Genomic DNA, 17,488 nt, shown 5'->3' with positions numbered 1-17,488 from the left:
GATGATCGGATGAGGAAAGCTATCCCATATCCACGCCTTAGAAAAGCTCTAGGCCCGCTGATTTTTTTGCCGCCTGATAGGAAAACGTGGGCGGACAGAACCTTCCGGAAGGGGCGGTTTATCGAGTTTGGAGTTGATTCACATCCTGAAAAGCGATTTCCTAACCCCCATTTTTGAACAAGACGGCAACGGTGAGCGTTGCTTTTGAAAGGTAAAATCCTATGAGCAACAAAGCGAAAATAATCTACACCATCACCGACGAAGCGCCGGCCCTCGCCACGCATTCACTCCTTCCGATCATTGCGGCTTTTACCAAAGCCGCCGGAGTGGCGGTTGAACCGCGCGACATCTCCCTTGCCGGACGCATCCTCGCCAGCTTCCCCGATGCCTTGACCGAAGAGCAGCGCGTCTCCGATGCGCTGGCCGAACTGGGCGAGCTCGCCAAGGCGCCGGATGCCAACATAATCAAGCTGCCGAACATCAGCGCTTCGGTGCCGCAGATGAATGCGGCGATCAAAGAGCTGCAGTCCAAAGGTTTCGCATTGCCGGATTATCCCGAAGTTGCAGCGACGGAAGCCGAGCAGTCCGCCAAGGCGCGCTACGACAAGATCAAAGGCAGTGCGGTCAATCCCGTGCTCCGCGAGGGCAACTCCGACCGTCGCGCCGCCGTTGCGGTTAAGAAGTATGCCCAGACCCATCCGCATCCGATGGGGGTCTGGAGCGCAGACTCCAAGTCGGTTGTAACCTGCATGACGGCCAACGATTTTTTCGGAAATGAAAAGTCCGTAACGATCCCGGAAGCGACGGTGGCGAAGATTGAACTTGCTGCCGCCGATGGCAGCGTGACGGTCCTGAAAGACGGCCTCGCGCTGCTGGCCGGCGAAGTGCTCGACGGCACTTTTATGAGCGTCGCCGCCCTCAATGAATTCCTCGCGGAACAGATCGCCGCCTCCAAGGCGGACGGCGTGCTTTTCTCGCTCCACATGAAGGCAACGATGATGAAAGTTTCCGACCCGATCATCTTCGGGCACGCTGTGACGGTGTTTTTTAAAGACGTCTTTCAAAAGCACGCCGACACGATCAAGTTCCTCGGCGTCGATGTGAAGAACGGCTTCGGCGATCTTTGCGCGAAGATTAAAACCCTCCCCGCTGAAAAGCAGGCGGAGATCGAAGCCGACATTGCTGCGGTCTATGCCGACAGCCCGGATATGGCGATGGTGGATTCCGACAAGGGCATTACCAATCTGCACGTCCCGAGCGACATCATCATCGATGCCTCCATGCCCGCGGCCATCCGCACGTCCGGCCAAATGTGGAACAAGGCCGGCCAGCTGCAGGATACCAACTTTGTCATTCCCGACCGCTGCTACGCCGGCGTGTACCAAGAGACAGTCGACTTTTGCAGAAAGAACGGCGCCTTTGATCCGCGCACCATGGGCACCGTGCCCAACGTCGGTCTTATGGCCCAGAAGGCCGAAGAATACGGATCCCACGACAAGACCTTCGAAGTTCCAGCCGACGGCACCGTCCGCGTGGTCGATGCATCCGGTGCCGTGCTCTTTGAACACCAAGTGCAGGCCGGCGACATCTGGCGCGCCTGCCAAGCCAAAGACGCGCCGATCCGCGACTGGGTGAAGCTTGCCGTGACCCGCGCCCGCGCGACCGGCTTGCCGGCCGTCTTCTGGCTCGATGCCAACCGTGCGCACGACGCGCAGCTGATTGAAAAGGTGAACCTCTATCTTAAGGATCACGATACCGAAGGCCTGGACATCCAAATCATGGCGCCCGAAGCGGCCACCCGCTACACGTTGGCCCGCGCCAAAGCTGGCGAGGACACCATTTCCGTAACCGGCAACGTGCTGCGCGACTACCTCACCGACCTTTTCCCGATCCTCGAACTCGGCACCAGCGCCAAGATGCTCTCCATCGTTCCGCTCATGAACGGCGGCGGCCTCTTCGAAACCGGCGCCGGCGGTTCCGCGCCCAAGCACGTGCAGCAGTTCAAAAAGGAAAACCATCTGCGCTGGGATTCCCTCGGAGAGTTCCTTGCATTGGGCGTATCGCTCGAGCATCTCGCTTCAGTCTTCGGAAACGCGAAGGCCCAGGTTTTGGCCGATGCGCTAGATGTGGCCAACACCAAGTTTCTTGCTGAGAATAAGTCGCCGTCCCGCAAGGTTAACGAGCTCGACAACCGCGGCAGCCACTTCTATCTGGCGTTTTACTGGGCGGAAGCCCTTGCCGCGCAGGATGCCGACGCCGAATTGAAAGCCCGCTTCGCCCCGCTGGCCGAGGCGCTGACGGCCAACGAAGAAAAAATCGTTGATGAACTGCTCCGTGTTCAAGGCGTCGCGATGGACATCGGCGGCTACTACCGTCCCGACGAAGAACTCGCGTTCAAGGCCATGCGCCCCAGCGAAACCTTCAACGCCGTGCTCGCCTCGTTGTAGTCCAGCAAGGCCAAGCATCTAGAATGCATGAAGCCCTCGTCGAAAGACGGGGGCTTTTTGTTTGCCCGGCAAAGCCGGCAAACCCAGTCGCCTGAAAGAAGGCGATAACACCCCGTCCGAGGGGAAGTGAATTCGAATCGCAAGGGCGTTGCTGGTAACGGCGGGGTCTGAAGGAAGCGATAGGAAGTGAACGGTACATAACGGTTGTAAACCTGATTCGGCAGGCGCGGTGGGTCAGCGTGCAAAATAGCGCGAAGCCCGATATGGCGATGCCCAACCGCTGGTTCAACGAGATCGGGCTATACCCAGCCGATCAAGTAGAGACCGGAACGCTTTCCCCGTTGAATCGGGGATAAAAGTAGACAGGAGCCGTGTACGAGGTTCGTACGCACGGTTCTGTGAGAGGAACAAGGCTGAGCTTAATCACTCAGCTTTGTCCTACTCGATTCTATCGCATGTTTCCCCACAAACCGGCGGGTTCCTGGCCGACGCGCCAGAAGGCGACGCCACGGATGGGGCGCTGAACGTACAGATTCAGTTTGGCCTCCAAGGACTGGAGGGTTTCAAAGTGAACATCGACGGTGACGGTTTCCTGAAAACTGTAGAAACCGCCGTTTTCCCGGTCGTTGGAAGGCTGGATCCTTTTTTCCCGCAGTTCGTTGGCCACCTCTGAATTTTTATAGGCCTTGGCGAGGGAGGGGGTTTGCCAGCCCCGTCCGTAAAGCGGGACGCCCATGACCAGCTTGTTCGGATCAATGGTTTGCAGGGCGTAGTCGTAGATCTTTTTGCACCAGGGCAGGGAGGCGACGGGGCCGGCGGCGCCGGAGCGGTAGTGCTCGTCGTAGGCCATCACTACCACACGGTCGGCAATCATGCTGATGAAGGGATAGTCGAAGGCATCGTCGGGGTTGGTTTGTTTGTGCGCCGCCCAGCGGGCCATGACGGCGACGCTGAATATTTTATCCTTGGGCAGCGCTTTTTTTACGGCGGCGAGAAAGTTGAGATAGGCGGTGCCGTCTTTGGCGCTGACGCTCTCAATATCGATCTGCAGTCCGGCGAAGGGCTTTGAGCGTTCGACGATGTCGGCAATGATGCGGCTGCGGAAGGGCAGTTGGGGGTTGAGGTAGATGTGTGCGAGCGTGGTGCTCCACGGGATGGTGACGACGAGGTGGTAGCGGGTTCCTGCATTGGCGCCGGGCAGGGCGGGAGGCGCCAAGTGCCCGCCGGAAAGGCGGCCGTCGCTATCGACCGCAGCGCTGAAGCAGGCAACGTCGGTGATTGTTGATGCGGCGGGGAAAAGTTTTTCCTCGCCTTTCATGAGATAGGCCCAGGTTTCGGGAAAAGTTTTTGCTTGTCCGGACAGGGCGGACAGGCACAGCAACGTGGCGACAATGGAGTTTTTCATGCCCTCAAGGTAGGAGGGCGGTTGCGCTCTGTCAAGGGTTGGGGCTTAGGCCGCGCCGGCTTCCTTCTGTTTTTCCGGCATGGTGATTTCCGATGCCGCTTTTTTGAACGGGAACTCCACGGCCAGGGCGGTAACGCCGGCATCGCGGTATTCCAGGTTTATTTCGGCGTCGAGCAAGGTCGCATAGCGACGGGCCAAGGTGAGCCCGAATTTGTTGTCGACCGCACCTTCGACCGCCGGTTCGTCCGGAGTGCCGAAGAGCTTGGACAGCAGCGGATCGTGGCGGTTGGTTCCGGTGTAGACCATTTCAAAGAGAATGCGGGTGCCGTCTCCTTCGCTGGATTTGCGGGCGGCATGGAGGCCCAACCGTCCTTTTTCGGTGTGGTCCAAGGCATAGCCAAGCAGGATGGAGAGGATCTTGCGCACCTTCTGTTCATCGGTTTTAACCAGCTTCGGTACGTTGTGGGCGGCCTGGTACTGCGCAAAACTGACGGCGAAGAATAGCTTCTTGGTTTCGGCGCGGTGGGTGAACTGCTGGTCAATGTTCTTGATGAGTTCGTGCAAGTCGCATTCGTCGGCATTCACTTCGCCGCTGCCGTCAACGAGGTGAGTCAACTCGCTGCGGTAGTTCATCATGTCGATCAGGTTGCGACAGCGGAAGTTAATGCCTGTAATCTCAGCCTTTTGCTGGGGCGACAGGTTTTCGGCCTGTTCGATAACGAGGCTGGACTTAATCGCTGGATCGAGCGTTTCCTGTATGGTCCGGTTCAGCTCGTCCACTAGCTCGCCGTTCATGCGGCTGATGGCTTCGGCTTCGGCCAGTGCCTTGCGCAGTTCGGCCTGCTGTTCGAGCTTGAGCTTGTTGAGGAGGTTTTCCGCCTGCTGCATCTGCTCTTCGGCTGTTTCGCGCTGTTGGAAGGTTTCGGTTAGTTCGCGTTCACGCTGCTCGATGGTCTCCTGTAGGGCGGTCACGCTCTGCTGCAATGCGGTTTCATTTTTCTGATATTGTTCGTTCTGCTTCCGGAGCTCATCGGTCTGCTGTTCAACGAAGCTCTCAGCATTTTCCTGGCTCGCTTCGAAGGCGATCTGAAGCTCAGCGAGTTCCTGCTCGCCCTGCTTGTGCTTCTGCTCTTCGGCCCGGAGGCTTTCCGTAGCGGACGCGATCTGTTCTTCGAGCTTGGCGATGCGCTCCTCCTGTTTCTTTTCCTGTTCGCACAGGCTGTTTTCCGATTGCTGGAGGAGGGCCATCTTGTTTTGAAGTTCGCTGGTTTCGTCGGCTAAGAGCTGGGCTTGGTTATCGGCCATCTGCTGGATTTTGGCTTGGCCGGATTTATAGGCTTCGGCCAGTTTTTTGTATTCGGCAGCCATTCGCGAGAGTTCGGCTGCGCGCGTTTTCAACTGTTCATTGGCTGCGCCTTGCTCCTGCTTCAGGCTTTCCGTTTCCTGATGCAATTGTTCGCCGATCTGCCGCTGCTCTTCGAGCTGGCGCTGGAGTTCCTGCGTTTCGGAGGCCACCATCTGGCTTTGGCCCTCGGCCAGCTCTTTAAGCTTGCCCTGGGTTTCCGCCAGTGCGGCGGAAGCTTCGCGGTGCGCCTCGTGGGCCGCTTCCAATTCGTCGTTGCGCGCCTTGAGGTAGTCTTCGAGCATTTCCTTTTCCTGCATCAAATCGCTCACCCGCTTACGCAGCTTGATTTCGTCGAGCCGGATTTCCGCAACATTGAGGTTCAGCTTCTGGGTTTCGCGCTCAATGAGCTGCGTCTGGCGCTTGCTCATGAGTTCTAGCTTTTGCTCGGCTTGCTGGCGCTGCACTTCTGAGCCTTCCCTCGCCTGAATTTGATCGGCATGCTCTTTGGCTTTGAGATGGAGTGAGTTTTCCAGTTCCTTGATGCGGTCTTCCAAATCTTTTTCGCGCTGGCGGAGAGCCTTCTCGCGAATTTGCTTTTGGGCTAGCTGCTGCTTCATCGCTTTGGTTTCCTGCTCGATGCGCAGGCTGAACTGCTGCTTAAGTTCGTCGAGTTCTTCCATGTTTTGGATGAGCTTTTCCGCCGTGGCTTTGCGTTCGGCCACCTCTTTTTGGAGTTCGTCGGAATGCTTTTCGGTCAACTGCTTGAGCTGCTCTTGGGTTTTATGCAGTAGGTCATCGACCTTCTGGAGCTGTTTTTCCGCTTTATCGCGCCCTTGATGCTCGGTGTTGAACTGCTGTTCGTGCTGGCTCTTGACCGCATCGAGCTGTTGATTGCGTTCGGCGGTAAGTTCTTCGAGCTCTATGCGGTATTTGTCCAGTGCGGAGCGGTTGAGCTTGAGGTTGGCTTCGGCCTGCTGGTGCAGGGCGGTGGCTTCGTCGAACTGCTTTTTCAGGTTTTTTGAATGCTCGTCAAGTTTACGCAGCTCTTTCTCTTTGATGGAAAGGAGCTCTTCCCACTTCTTGCGCTTGTCGGTTTCGGCGTTGAGCTTCTCGAGCCGCTTGGAGAGTTGTTCTTCAAGCTGGCGCTGGCGGGCCTGAAGGGCCTCTTCGCCGCGGCGCAGGGTCTCTTCGATGCGTTTTCGATCGGCGAGGTGTTCCTTGTATTCATGCTCTCGGTTGATCTTTTCAGCCTCGAGGATCTTAAGTTTCTGTATGGCGCTGGAAAGGGAAGAAGCGGTCTTGCTGTGCTCGCCTTGCGATTTGCGCAGCTGGTTGGCGGTGTTTTTGATCTGGCTTTCCAGTTCGCCGCGGTAGTGCCGGGCTTCCTCTTCCTTCTGCTTTCGGTCTGTGATTTCGAGGGACAGGCCGACCACGCCTTCGACGAGTCCTTCGTCGGAAACGAGCGGGATCTGGATGGTTTCCATCCAACCGGATTTGTTCCGGGTTTCGTAGGGGCGCTCGATCCGGTGGAGCTTGCTGGACTTCATGGTGTTGATGGCTTGCTGGTCGTGTTCGCGCGGGGTGGCGGGCATGATTTCGAAAATGGTTTTTCCCACCCACTCTTCCTGGGGGATTCCCGTGCGCTCGGCGAGGCGTTTGCTGGCGTAGAGGTAGCGGCAACGCGTGTCCTTTACATGGACGTCGGCCGGCAGTGCGCTTAGAATACGGTGCATGAACTGCACTTGGCTGCCCAGTTCTGCCTTTTCGCGTTTTTGCTGACTGATGTTGCGCTGCGATCCCCAAATGCCGACCAGCTTGTTGTCTTCAATCAGTCCAATCACATTGTTGAGCAGGTTAATGCGGCTGCCGCTGGCGTCCTGCCGTACGGATTCCAGATCAACAGCTTTGAAACCTTCCGCAACGAAGGTGGCAATGCTTTCATAATTCCTGAACGGTCCGCATCCGTCCTGCAGTTCGCTGATGCTCTTGCCTTCGAGTTCGGTGGGCTTGGTGCCATACATGCCGGAAAACGTGTTGTTGCAGGAAGCGACCGTCATTTCGCTCATGATGGCTTGGGTCATCTTTTCCGGCGATGTGGAGAGGGGGATCGGGGTTGCCGGGGTAAGTTGGTAGTAGCCTTCGATCGTTTCTTCCACGAAACGCGCATAGCGCGCGGCATTGGCTTTGAGGCTCAGCTTTTCTTCGTGCTGTTCGGTTACGTCGTAAATCCAGCCGATGCAGCTTTCAACATCCATTTTTTCGTTGAACACTTTGGTGGCCTGGCAGACCACATGCACTTCCGGCTTTTTTGCCGGCTTGAAGCGGAAGGCGAATTTGAGCGGCTCTTGGCTGTTGGTGAATTGTCCCCACGCAGACTTGAACGCTTCGCGGTCTTCGGGGTGGATGGCGCTGTGCAGGCCTTCTTTAATCGCCTTTTTTGGATAAAGCCCCGACATTTCCTGAAGGGCGGCGTTGATGTAGGTGCACTTGCCGGCGGCGTCCATTTGGAACATGCCGACTTTGGCGTCGAAAAGAATGCCTTGATAGCGTTCGGCGGTATGCTTGAGTTCGCCGCGGGTCTGCGTTAAATCGTGACCGGTTTCCACGAGGCGGGTCCGGGTGCCGTCGAGTTCGTTGGTGATGTCCTTGAGTTGCCGGCTCGCGACATTGAAGCGCCGCTGAAAGCTGAAAAACATGATCATGGAAAGCACCAGCAGGCCGCCAATGATTAAGTAGCTGGCGATGCTTAATTCAAACGGAAGGAGGCTGGCCAGCTCGTTTCCTCCCTGGGCTTGCACGCCAGACGGGACCAGCAGCATTCCTGCCAGCGCTGTTGCGGTTGATTCAATTTTTGAAAAGCGGTTGTGGAGCTTCATGTTTTTTCCTCAATTAACGAACGCGTAACAGTCACGCGAAAGGGAGCATCTTGCATGCCAAGCAAGCAGCGGAAATGGTTCCCGGTGAAGGGCAGGGGGTTTCCTCTAAGATCAGACCTTGCTATTCGGCGGTATCGGCCCGTCTGAAGAACAGGAGGACGGTGCCAAAAAAGACGATATACCCCGAAAGCCGGGGGGCTGGGGATTCGGCCGCTTCGATGGTTTTGACCGGGCTTTTTGGCGTTGCGGCAACCACCGGTTGCGGTGCGGGCCTGGCGGTCTGTTTGGGCGGGGCCAAGGGCGGAGGTTTGGGGGTTGCCGGGTTCTGGATTCCCGGCGGGCGGGTCGTGGGAGGGTGGGGCATGCGGTTGTGCGGCGGCCGATCTTCAGGCGGATCGGTCGGGGGTTGCGCAAGGCAGGTCGCCGCGCTGAGCGCCGCTAGAATGATCAGATGTTTCTTTGAGATGGGATGCATGGCTTGGATCGTATTTTTCCTGGGGAAGGAAACGGTCGCTCCCATCCCCTTCCGGAGGCTAGCCGTTTTCTTCTTTGGAGGCGCGGCGCAAGGCGAGAAGGCATGTGCCGCAGAATACGATGTAGCCGCTTAGATGCATGCCTGGCGCGCTATCTTCGGCGCTGGAAGACTGCCCGTCATCTGTTGCCGCCACCAGTGCCGATGCTGCCCGAGGCGCGTCGTCGAGATAGGCGGGCGCCGCCTGCACCGGCATTTTTTGGATAGCGGCAATGAGTTGCTCGACCGTTTGTGTTTTCGACTCGTTCCGCTGATCTTCCGCTTGGATGATCAGCATCTTGTTGTTGATGACGGGACTTTTGAGCCGGCATCCCAGAGCGGCGACCAATCGTTTTTTCCGGATCATGTTAATGATCAGCTTTTTCTTGGTTTCCGCCTCAATTTTAGATTCAACGCGAAGCGTGCCCATGTCGCCGATCACCACTTTGCGGCTGGAGTCTTCCAGGAACATGCTGAAGGGGTCTTCTGCGGTTTCCAATCGGACTGTGCCCCCGAGGATATGGATTTCGGCTGCGCCGCCGTCGCTGGCTTTGGTGTTAAGCTCGAGTTCGGTGATGCGGTAGGTGGCTTGGTCGCGCACATAAACCTGTCCGGTGCCGCTTCCCGCATTTCCTACGGACAGCGCGCCGGACACATTGGAACGGTTCCGCAGCGTAATGGAGCCTTTGCTTTGGGATGTGCCGAAGGCTTTGGCGGAAAGGGCGATTCGTCCATTGAGCGAAAGGTTGTCGTTAAGCGTCATATTGGCCAGGCCCGCGGCGGCCGCGGGAATATTTACGGTTTGCTGGTGGGGAACCGGGTTCAAGAGGTTGATGTTGCCGTTCCCTCCGAGCGTCAGTTCCCGGCCATAGAGTTGGATCCCGTTGTTGAGCTGGATGGTGCGGTTGATGGCAACCAGACTGTTTTCTTCTCGAAAGTGAACCGATTCATCGCCTTCAGGCGTGTGCTTAAGCTTCCATTTGAACTTGTCGTTCCAGTCTGCCCCCGTTTCATCGCCCCGCCAAACATTAATGTTTTGCGCGCTGACACTGAGGGTTGCGACGCTTAGCGCCATCAGACCCGCTATGATTTTTCCCTTCAGTTCCATAATTGTATACTCCCGTTTGCAATTAACCAACGTGAGTAATAAAGCATTTACCGTGCCTACATTCCCGGCCGGGGGCATTCGAAATAAAACGCCGCAAAAATTTAACTTAGCCCAATTAGTGGCACGGAGGGTGCTTGTATGGAGCCATCGATTTTAATTTAACGAATTTAGATGAGGGAATGACGAGAGCCATGAAAAATTATTTGTTTTCAAAGGAAGATGGATTGATGCAGCTGCCCTACGGCGAGTATGAGAAGCTGATGGAGCATGCGCAGGAGGGGAACCGCATACGTGAAGTCAAGGCTTCCGTCGTGGCTGGGCTGCGGTCCTTCCTCGGCGCCGCCGCGCCGGCGCTGAAGACCGCCCCGGTGGCGGAAGAGGCGCCGCTGCGACAGGATGCTCCGGCTCCTGAAAAGGTTTCTGTCGAATTTGCCGCAGAAATGCCCCAGAACGCACCGGCTCCGGTACAAGAACAGAGCTTGGCGAAAAAAAAAGCTATGAAAAGTCCTGCACCTAAACCTGCGTCCCGCTCCGAATCGGCCGACATCAGCATTCCTCCGATCAAGAAGGAGATTGCCGCGTTTTTCAACAAGCAGGACGATTCCAGCCGGCTGTTTAATGTGCTTAAACAATACTACACCTGTTTGAACGAAGCGTGTGGCGGTACGGTGCGCGTTACGATGAAAGACGGAGTATGCAGTCTCTGGAACTATGACGAATGGGAAGAGTTTGCCTTTGTAGACATTTTCGAAAGGCACCTGCGGATTTCGCTCGATCCGCGCTGCTCCGAGCGGCTCAAATCCCTCAATTTCTGCGAGGTTCCGCGTCTGCTTTCCGGGCGGCGCAATCTGATTAGTGCACAGGTGGATGATCTGAACAAGATCATGCTCGACGTCCTCATCCAGGCTTTTGATGAAGTGGGAATGACTGCTTAGTAGTAACGGGAGAAGTACATGAATAAAAAAGAAAAAACAAATCTGGCCATGCTGTTCGTCGCTGCCGCGCTGTTTATAGCGGTTAATGCCGGCGTATGGGTGGCTACGCAAAAGGGAGTTATGCCCTCGGTCGAGAACGTGTTGGTGTGGGGCGCCTTTGTTTCCCTTAACGTCGCGTCACTGCTTTGGGCCATCAGTCTGTTGGGTCTGCAACCCCTAGTGGTTGCGCTATCCTATTTGGCGGGCGGTTTTCTGGCCTTTCAGGGCGTGCGCGGCATGCCGGGAATCAGCGTGGCCGAAGTGACTTGCGCCGGCGCAACCTATGGTGCATTTGGCGCGCTGGCGGTCGGCAATGCCACGGCCCGCGTACGGCTGGCCTTTTTCCGTAAGGGTCAAGTTCCCTTTATGTTTGTTATTCTTGGTCTGATTGTGGTCGACGGCATTCTTAACAGCCGTATTTCCATGGTAAAAGGGCCGGTTATTCTGAACGCTCTCGTGTTTCCTTTTCTGCTTGCGGGCGTCGTTGTTGGTTTGATCTGGATGGTTCTCAACCGCTTTGGAATTGGGCAGAGCGCCCATGAGGCTGAAATGGCCAAAGCGGATGAGCATGCGGAAGTTGAAGAGCTGGAATCCGTCGAGGCCGTTGCCAGCAAGCTTGTCATCGAGATGCCTCAAGACGCTGTCTCTGAGGGTGAGGACGGAGAGTCCGACGATCTTCCTTCCCCGGTTGCTTTGCCCTTAGTGGCGGTCGCGGAAGCTGCGGAAGAAGTTGACGCGCCTCTCGTCGTGGCCTCCGAAGTCAAACCGGCCAAGGAAGAGGAGTTTTTCCCGCTTGAAATTGATAAGGACGATGCCTTCATCCTGCCGGAACTGGTTTCCGAAACGGATCATGATGCAGAAGAAGAATTTCCCATTACCTCATTCGATGCCGAGAGTTATGTGGCTGGACTTTCCTCCATGGATGACGATGCCGAAGGCCGCGTCATGATAGAGGAGCCCCCAGCCGCCGTTGCGGTGGAGAAAAAACAAGAAACAGTTGTAGAGCCGGTGCCGAAAGCCGAACCAGAGAAGAAAAATAAAAGCGAGGATTGGCTGAGCAACCACCTCGATTTGTTGAATAAACTAAAATAATGAAATAAGGAGAAAGTCATGGATAACGATAATGTACAGATATTCTACGATGGAAACGGAAATGCCGTTGCAGTGCAAATGCCCATCACCGACTACGAAAAAATCATTAAAAGCGCCAAAGAAGCAGTGGATGCCAAGGATGCCATTGCCAAGGCTGTGGATGCGCTTCAAGGCATATTGTAAGCCGGAGCATTCATCCGGCTTCCGTTTTCCAGCGCCTGGAAAATATCAGGCGTTGGAAAACAGATTCGCCCTTTTTTTTTCGAAGGAAAACCTTTCCCGATTGTCCATATCAATGCCGGCAGGTCGTTCTCTGAGTGAGTAGAGCCGTATAACGGTTCCAACACGTGGCGCCTCCGGGGTGCCGCTAGGATGGGAAAGATGAAGAAAACAGTGCGTTTAACAGGCCGAAGTGTGGCGCTTGGCCTGCTTGCGGTTTTGGCCGGTGCCGGTCTGGTGCAGGCCGCTCCGAACAGCGCCAGCGCAAAAATCGACCGCTTGGTTTCCGCCAAGCTCGACGAGCTTGGAATACCCACCTCCGATCCCTGCACCGACGAAGTATTCCTTCGCCGCGTCTATTTCGACCTGATTGGCACGCTGCCGACCCAGAGCGAGGCGCGGGAGTTTTTGGGCAGCCACAGCATCAATAAGCGCAGCGAGCTGATCGAGCAGCTTTTCGACCGTCCGGAATTTGCCGACTATTGGTCGCTTAAATGGTGCGATTTGCTGCGCGTCAAAGCTGAGTTCCCCAGCAAGCTCTGGCCCAATGCCGTTCAGGCGTACCATCGCTGGGTGCGTACGGCGCTGTTCAACAACATGCCGTACGACGATTTTGTGCGGGCGCTGCTGACCTCCAGCGGCAGCAATTTCCGCGAGGCGCCCGTCAATTTTTACCGCGCCATGCCCAACCGCGAGCCCGCTGAGATCGCCCGCGTTGTAGCGCTTACCTTCATGGGCATGCGCACCGACAAGTGGGGCAAGGACCAGTTGCTCGGCATGGCGGCCTTTTTCGGGAAAGTGGGTTACAAGGGCACTGCGGAGTGGAAGGAGGAGATTGTTTTCTTCGATCCTTCTAAAGAGTTTCTGGACCCCGACACAAAAAAACCGGTCGAGCTGCGGCTGCCTGGAGGCGAGTCCGTCGAACTCTTGTCCAACGGCGATCCCCGGCTGGCCTTTACCGACTGGCTTGTGGGCAGCAAGGTGTTTGCGAACAGCATGGTCAACCGCATTTGGTTCTGGCTATTGGGGCGTGGCATCGTCCATGAAGCCGACGACATCCGCGACGACAATCCTCCGCAGAACCCTGCGTTGCTGGACTTTCTTGCACAGGAGCTGGTGGACAGCGGCTACGACATGCGCCACATCTACCGCATCATTCTCAATTCCAAAACCTATCAGCTCTCCTCAATCCACAACGAAGGCAACCTGTCCGACGAAGCCAACTTTTCGCGCTACTATGTGCGGCGGCTCGATGCCGAGGTGCTGATCGACGCCATTTGTCAGATCACCGGCACCACGGAGTCGTATTCCAGCGCTATTCCCGAACCATTCACTTTCATCCCGGAAGACCAGCGCTCCATTACATTGGCCGACGGCAGCATCACCAGCCCGTTCCTCGACCTCTACGGCCGGCCGCCGCGCGCCACCGGCTATGAATCGGAGCGCAATAATACGCCGTCGAGCGCGCAGAAGCTGCATATGCTTAACTCGACCCATATCCAGCAAAAGCTGCAGAAGAACAAGGCTTTGCTCGGCCTGCGAGCCGGCACGGCTAAAAGCAAAAAGAATAAACAGGTTAAATCCCCATGGAAGTCTCCGGAACAGGTGGTGGAAGATATGTACTTAACCATCCTTTCGCGTTATCCTACCGCTCAAGAAAAGGAAACCGCTTTAGTGTATTATCGGGAGACCGGAAACAATTATAACGCCTCGGTCGATCTGGCTTGGGCGCTGTTGAACACCAAGGAATTCATCTACAAGCATTAATTGCTGAAGGAGTTCGGCCATGAATATACAAAATCACCTGAAAATGGATCTTTCCCGGCGCGATATGTTGCGCTATTCCTCCCTCGCCGGCGCAGGCGGCCTGATGCTGGGCTCGCCGCTGCAGGCGGCAACGAAGAAGCCGGGCAAGGCCAAGTCGGTTATCCAGATTTGGATGTGGGGCGGGCCGTCGCACCTCGACACCTTCGATCCCAAGCCGGACGCGGGCGCAGACTATTGCGGCCCCTATACGTCGCCGATCGAAACAAACGTCAGCGGCATCCGCATCTGTGAACGGCTGCCGCTGCTGGCCAAGCAAGCCGACAAATATTCCATCATCCGCAGCATGACCCATGGGATCAACGGCCACGAGACGGCCTCGTACGTCACCCAGACCGGACGCCCGGTCGGCAACGGCGAGGTCTACCCTTGCACGGGCGCCGTGGTCTCGCGCTTTAAGGGCGTGGATGCGGGCTACACCGGCCTGCTTCCTCCATACATCGTGCTCACCAAACCGCAGGGCCGTTTTTCCGAGTCGGGCTTCATGGGGCTTCGCTACAAGCCCTTCGCCACCGGCGGGAAGCCCAGTGCGCCGGTATTTACGGTTGAGGGCGTCATTCAGCAGGGCATCACCGAGGCGCGTCAGCGCGACCGCCGGCAGCTGCTGCACGATCTTGAAACCTATGGTGGAAAAATGACGGGTAATCCGGCTTTCGAGCAGATGGACCTATGTGAAGAGCAGGCCTATGAACTGATTCTCGGCGATGCTGGAAAGGTGTTCGATATCAAGACCGAAGATGCCGCGCTGCGCGAGCGCTACGGCCGGTCCGACTTCGGCGCATCGTGCTTGATTGCCCGCAAGCTGGTGGAAGCCGGCGTGCCGTATGTGACCATCAACTACAATGGATGGGATACGCACAAAAAGCATTTCGAGATCATGACTACCAAACTCCCCGAGCTGGATCGCGGCTTTTCTACGCTGCTCGACGATCTTGACCAGCACGGCCTGCTCGACAGCACCATCGTCTGGTGGGGCGGCGAATTTGGGCGCGGGCCTAAGATCCAGATGGAGGCGCCTTGGAACGGCGGCCGCAGCCACTATGGAAAATGTTTCAGCCATGTGGTTGCCGGCGGCGGCTTCCAAGGCGGTCAGGTCATCGGAAAGTCGAGCGAGAAGGGCATGGAAGTGACCGACCGTCCGGTGTATCCGTGGGATCTGATCGGCAGCATGTATGAACAGCTCGGCATCGATTCGAATGCACAGCTCCCGCACCCGCAGGGGCTCGATGTGCGTGTCTGCCCCACCGAGGCCGATGGCGTGGTCATGGGCGGGCGTTTGCGGGAAATCATGTCATGAAGACGCGGCTCAAACTCGCGGTGGCGGCGGTGGTGGTTGCGGGCGCCGGCCTAGTGCAGGCCAAAGAGCCGCATATCGGCTATGCCTTTCCGGCGGGCGGGCCGCGCGGCACCTCCTTTGTTGTGTTCATTGGCGGGCAATACCTGAATGGGGCCACAAACGTCTTTGTCAGCGGTGAAGGCGTTTCGGTTCAAATTGAAAAATACACCGTCAAATACGAACCCAAGAAGCTGTCGCAGATTTTTCGCAACATCCAAAATGCAACGGCAACGCTTGAGGATGGTGCCGAGGGCAAGGAAAAGGAAAAGCTCGAAAAGCGGATCGCAATGGCCAGAAAACAACTGACCTTGGCCGATTTGCCCGAGGGGACTGACCCGTTCGATAGAAAGATGGTTCAGCGATATGCTAGAGCCGACCCCAAAGAGCAGTTCAACCCGCAGATTTCCGACCGCCTGCGCGTTCGGGTGAACATCGGAAAAAACGCGCCTCCCAGCGAACGCGAGCTGCGCGTCTATACGCCGGCCGGGCTTTCCAACCCCATCTATTTCCAGGTCGGCACCTTGCCGGAAACGCTCGAGGAGGAGCCGAACGACGACCACATGATGCCCGGCCTACAGACCGTTCCCGTTCCTTCCGTCATCAACGGCCAAGTGCGGCCCGGCGACATCGATCATTTTCAGTTCAAGGCCAACAAGGGTGATTCCATCGTGGTGGATGTGGCCGCCCGCCGCATTATTCCCTATCTCGCCGATGCCGTGCCCGGCTGGTTTCAGGCCGTGGCGGCGCTCTACGACGACAACGGCAATGAAGTGGCCTATCAAGACGACTATAAGTTTCATCCCGACCCCGTGCTTTTTTTCGATGTTCCAAAGACGGGAACCTATACACTCTCCATACGCGACTCTATCTACCGCGGCCGCGAAGATTTCATCTACCGAATCGCCATCGGCGAACTTCCTTTCATCACAAGTATTTTTCCGCTCGGCGCCGAGCAGGGGAAGGAGGTGGACATCGCTTTGATCGGTAAAAACCTCCCCAAGACCCGCCTGACCGGCAAGCTCCCGAAGAACGGGTTCGAGGTGCGCCACGTTTCGGTGAAGCGCGAGGGCTACCGTTCCAACGAAATGCCGTTCGCCATCGGCGAAATGCGCGAAGCGTTCGAAACCGAACCTAACAATACCCCCGCCGAGGCGCAGCCCATCGAACAGCCGCTCCTCATCAATGGATGCATCGAGCAGGAAGGCGACCGCGATGTGTTCAGCTTCCAAGGCCGGAAAGGCGACTCGCTTTCCATCGAGGTGATCGCGCGCCGGCTCAATTCGTCGCTCGACTCGGTCATTACGCTGACCGGTCCAGGTCTTGAAAAGCCGATGCGCAACGATGATTATATGAACAGGGACAAAACCTATTTGCATCTCGGCGCCGGTCTGGTTACGCATCATGCCGATTCCTACCTGCTGCATACGCTGCCGGCCACAGGAACCTATTTTGTTGAGATTGGCGATGCCCAGTCGAAGGGTGGCAACGAATACGGATACCGCCTGCGCATCAGCCCCTCCAATCCCGACTTCAAGCTGCGCATGGAGCCCTCCGGACTGCAAATCGCCTCCGGCGGCACGGCCGCCTTTTCCATACGCGCTTTGCGCATGGAGGGCTTCGACGGAAAAATCCAGCTAGACGCAGCCAACCTGCCCTCCGGATTCTCCATGAGCGAAGCGGTCATTCCGGCCGGTTCCGACCTGACCCGTTTCACCATCACCGCCCCGAAGGAAATCCATGGCAAGCTGATCAGTCCGGAGATCTCGGGAACCGGCATCGTGGCCGGCCGTCCGGTTACGCGGCCTGCGGTCCCGGTCGACGACCAAATGCAGGCCTTCCTCTACCGTCATCTGGTGCCCGCAAAGGAACTGGTGCTGGCGCCGGTCTCCAAGCAATCCCCCTTGAATTTTGAAGCGCGGATTCCAAAATCAGGAGTTGTTTATCTGCCGCTCGGCCAGGAAGTGAGGGTTATTTTAGACGGGAAGAGCCGTTCCGGAGCGAAAGGCTTTCAGGTCAAGATCGACCATCCGCCGGAAGGGATTGCCTTTAAGAAGGGCTGGATCGCACGCAAGAAGCTTAAGGGAAAAAACGCCGAAGGAAAACAGCGGTACCATAAATCCGACGTCGCCGGTGCCATCCTGATCACCGCCGGTGAGCCGCTCAAGCCCGGCGACGAGCTGAGCCTCGTGGTCATGGCTGTTGAAAGAAAGGGCAAAGAGGAATTCCTCTATCCCGCACCCGCGATTCCTGTGAAGATCGTTAAACCGAAATAAAACCAGAGACCATCGGGAGTAGAAGGGCGGGGAATCCCGCCCTTTTTAGGTTTACATGAGTGTTGTTAAGAGTACTCT

General features: G+C 56.8%; 11 protein-coding genes. 7 read left to right on the top strand and 4 right to left on the bottom strand.

Features of this window, described 5'->3' with window-relative positions; genetic code table 11:
- Positions 1–221 precede the first annotated feature (221 nt).
- Positions 222–2,447 carry an NADP-dependent isocitrate dehydrogenase gene (locus SCARR_RS14695; RefSeq protein ID WP_136062433.1) on the top strand — a complete coding sequence of 742 codons (2,226 nt, stop codon included), beginning with the start codon at positions 222–224 and terminating at the stop codon, positions 2,445–2,447.
- Between the two features lie 448 nt (positions 2,448–2,895).
- On the opposite strand, the gene SCARR_RS14690 is transcribed toward SCARR_RS14695, so the two are convergent.
- The 4 genes from SCARR_RS14690 to SCARR_RS14675 all read right to left on the bottom strand — a co-directional run bounded on the left by SCARR_RS14690 (position 2,896) and on the right by SCARR_RS14675 (position 9,692).
- Positions 2,896–3,852, bottom strand: coding sequence for a glycosyl hydrolase family 18 protein (locus tag SCARR_RS14690; protein ID WP_136062432.1), 957 nt, complete (start codon positions 3,850–3,852; stop codon positions 2,896–2,898).
- A 45-nt stretch (positions 3,853–3,897) separates the two neighbouring features.
- Positions 3,898–8,073, bottom strand: a complete 4,176-nt coding sequence (locus tag SCARR_RS14685; protein ID WP_136062431.1) for a PAS domain-containing protein — start codon at positions 8,071–8,073, stop codon at positions 3,898–3,900.
- Positions 8,074–8,194: 121 nt separating this feature from the next.
- Positions 8,195–8,548, bottom strand: a complete 354-nt coding sequence (locus SCARR_RS14680; RefSeq protein WP_168433327.1) for a hypothetical protein — start codon at positions 8,546–8,548, stop codon at positions 8,195–8,197.
- A 58-nt stretch (positions 8,549–8,606) separates the two neighbouring features.
- The gene (locus SCARR_RS14675) at positions 8,607–9,692 is read right to left on the bottom strand and encodes a hypothetical protein (protein ID WP_136062429.1); all 1,086 of its coding nucleotides are present in this window, start codon (positions 9,690–9,692) and stop codon (positions 8,607–8,609) included.
- 191 nt (positions 9,693–9,883) lie between these two features.
- On the opposite strand from SCARR_RS14675, the gene SCARR_RS14670 reads away from it, so the two are divergent.
- The 6 genes from SCARR_RS14670 to SCARR_RS14650 all read left to right on the top strand — a co-directional run bounded on the left by SCARR_RS14670 (position 9,884) and on the right by SCARR_RS14650 (position 17,410).
- Complete coding sequence (locus tag SCARR_RS14670; protein WP_136062428.1) at positions 9,884–10,627, top strand: hypothetical protein; 744 nt, start codon at positions 9,884–9,886, stop codon at positions 10,625–10,627.
- A gap of 18 nt (positions 10,628–10,645) precedes the next feature.
- Entirely contained in the window at positions 10,646–11,758 is a 1,113-nt protein-coding gene (locus SCARR_RS14665) for a hypothetical protein (RefSeq protein ID WP_136062427.1), read from the top strand.
- An 18-nt stretch (positions 11,759–11,776) separates the two neighbouring features.
- Complete coding sequence (locus SCARR_RS28205; protein ID WP_168433326.1) at positions 11,777–11,941, top strand: hypothetical protein; 165 nt, start codon at positions 11,777–11,779, stop codon at positions 11,939–11,941.
- Between the two features lie 198 nt (positions 11,942–12,139).
- On the top strand, positions 12,140–13,744 hold the full coding sequence (locus tag SCARR_RS14660; RefSeq protein WP_168433325.1) for a DUF1553 domain-containing protein: 1,605 nt from the start codon (positions 12,140–12,142) through the stop codon (positions 13,742–13,744).
- Between the two features lie 19 nt (positions 13,745–13,763).
- Positions 13,764–15,098, top strand: coding sequence for a DUF1501 domain-containing protein (locus SCARR_RS14655; RefSeq protein ID WP_136062425.1), 1,335 nt, complete (start codon positions 13,764–13,766; stop codon positions 15,096–15,098).
- Positions 15,095–17,410, top strand: coding sequence for a PPC domain-containing protein (locus SCARR_RS14650; RefSeq protein WP_136062424.1), 2,316 nt, complete (start codon positions 15,095–15,097; stop codon positions 17,408–17,410). Before SCARR_RS14655 ends, SCARR_RS14650 begins: the two co-directional genes overlap by 4 nt.
- The last annotated feature ends 78 nt before the right edge of the window (positions 17,411–17,488 follow it).

It is taken from the genome of Pontiella sulfatireligans, from assembly GCF_900890705.1.
Lineage (GTDB): Bacteria > Verrucomicrobiota > Kiritimatiellia > Kiritimatiellales > Pontiellaceae > Pontiella > Pontiella sulfatireligans.
This window is presented reverse-complemented; position numbering and strand designations above follow the sequence as displayed.

What these genes read in the sequence shown, in the direction of transcription:
- SCARR_RS14695 (WP_136062433.1), top strand. Translation starts at nt 222, where the DNA reads ATGAGCAACAAAGCGAAAATAATCTACACCATCACCGACGAAGCGCCG.
- SCARR_RS14690 (WP_136062432.1), bottom strand. Translation starts at nt 3,852, where the DNA reads ATGAAAAACTCCATTGTCGCCACGTTGCTGTGCCTGTCCGCCCTGTCC.
- SCARR_RS14685 (WP_136062431.1), bottom strand. Translation starts at nt 8,073, where the DNA reads ATGAAGCTCCACAACCGCTTTTCAAAAATTGAATCAACCGCAACAGCG.
- SCARR_RS14680 (WP_168433327.1), bottom strand. Translation starts at nt 8,548, where the DNA reads ATGCATCCCATCTCAAAGAAACATCTGATCATTCTAGCGGCGCTCAGC.
- SCARR_RS14675 (WP_136062429.1), bottom strand. Translation starts at nt 9,692, where the DNA reads ATGGAACTGAAGGGAAAAATCATAGCGGGTCTGATGGCGCTAAGCGTC.
- SCARR_RS14670 (WP_136062428.1), top strand. Translation starts at nt 9,884, where the DNA reads ATGAAAAATTATTTGTTTTCAAAGGAAGATGGATTGATGCAGCTGCCC.
- SCARR_RS14665 (WP_136062427.1), top strand. Translation starts at nt 10,646, where the DNA reads ATGAATAAAAAAGAAAAAACAAATCTGGCCATGCTGTTCGTCGCTGCC.
- SCARR_RS28205 (WP_168433326.1), top strand. Translation starts at nt 11,777, where the DNA reads ATGGATAACGATAATGTACAGATATTCTACGATGGAAACGGAAATGCC.
- SCARR_RS14660 (WP_168433325.1), top strand. Translation starts at nt 12,140, where the DNA reads ATGAAGAAAACAGTGCGTTTAACAGGCCGAAGTGTGGCGCTTGGCCTG.
- SCARR_RS14655 (WP_136062425.1), top strand. Translation starts at nt 13,764, where the DNA reads ATGAATATACAAAATCACCTGAAAATGGATCTTTCCCGGCGCGATATG.
- SCARR_RS14650 (WP_136062424.1), top strand. Translation starts at nt 15,095, where the DNA reads ATGAAGACGCGGCTCAAACTCGCGGTGGCGGCGGTGGTGGTTGCGGGC.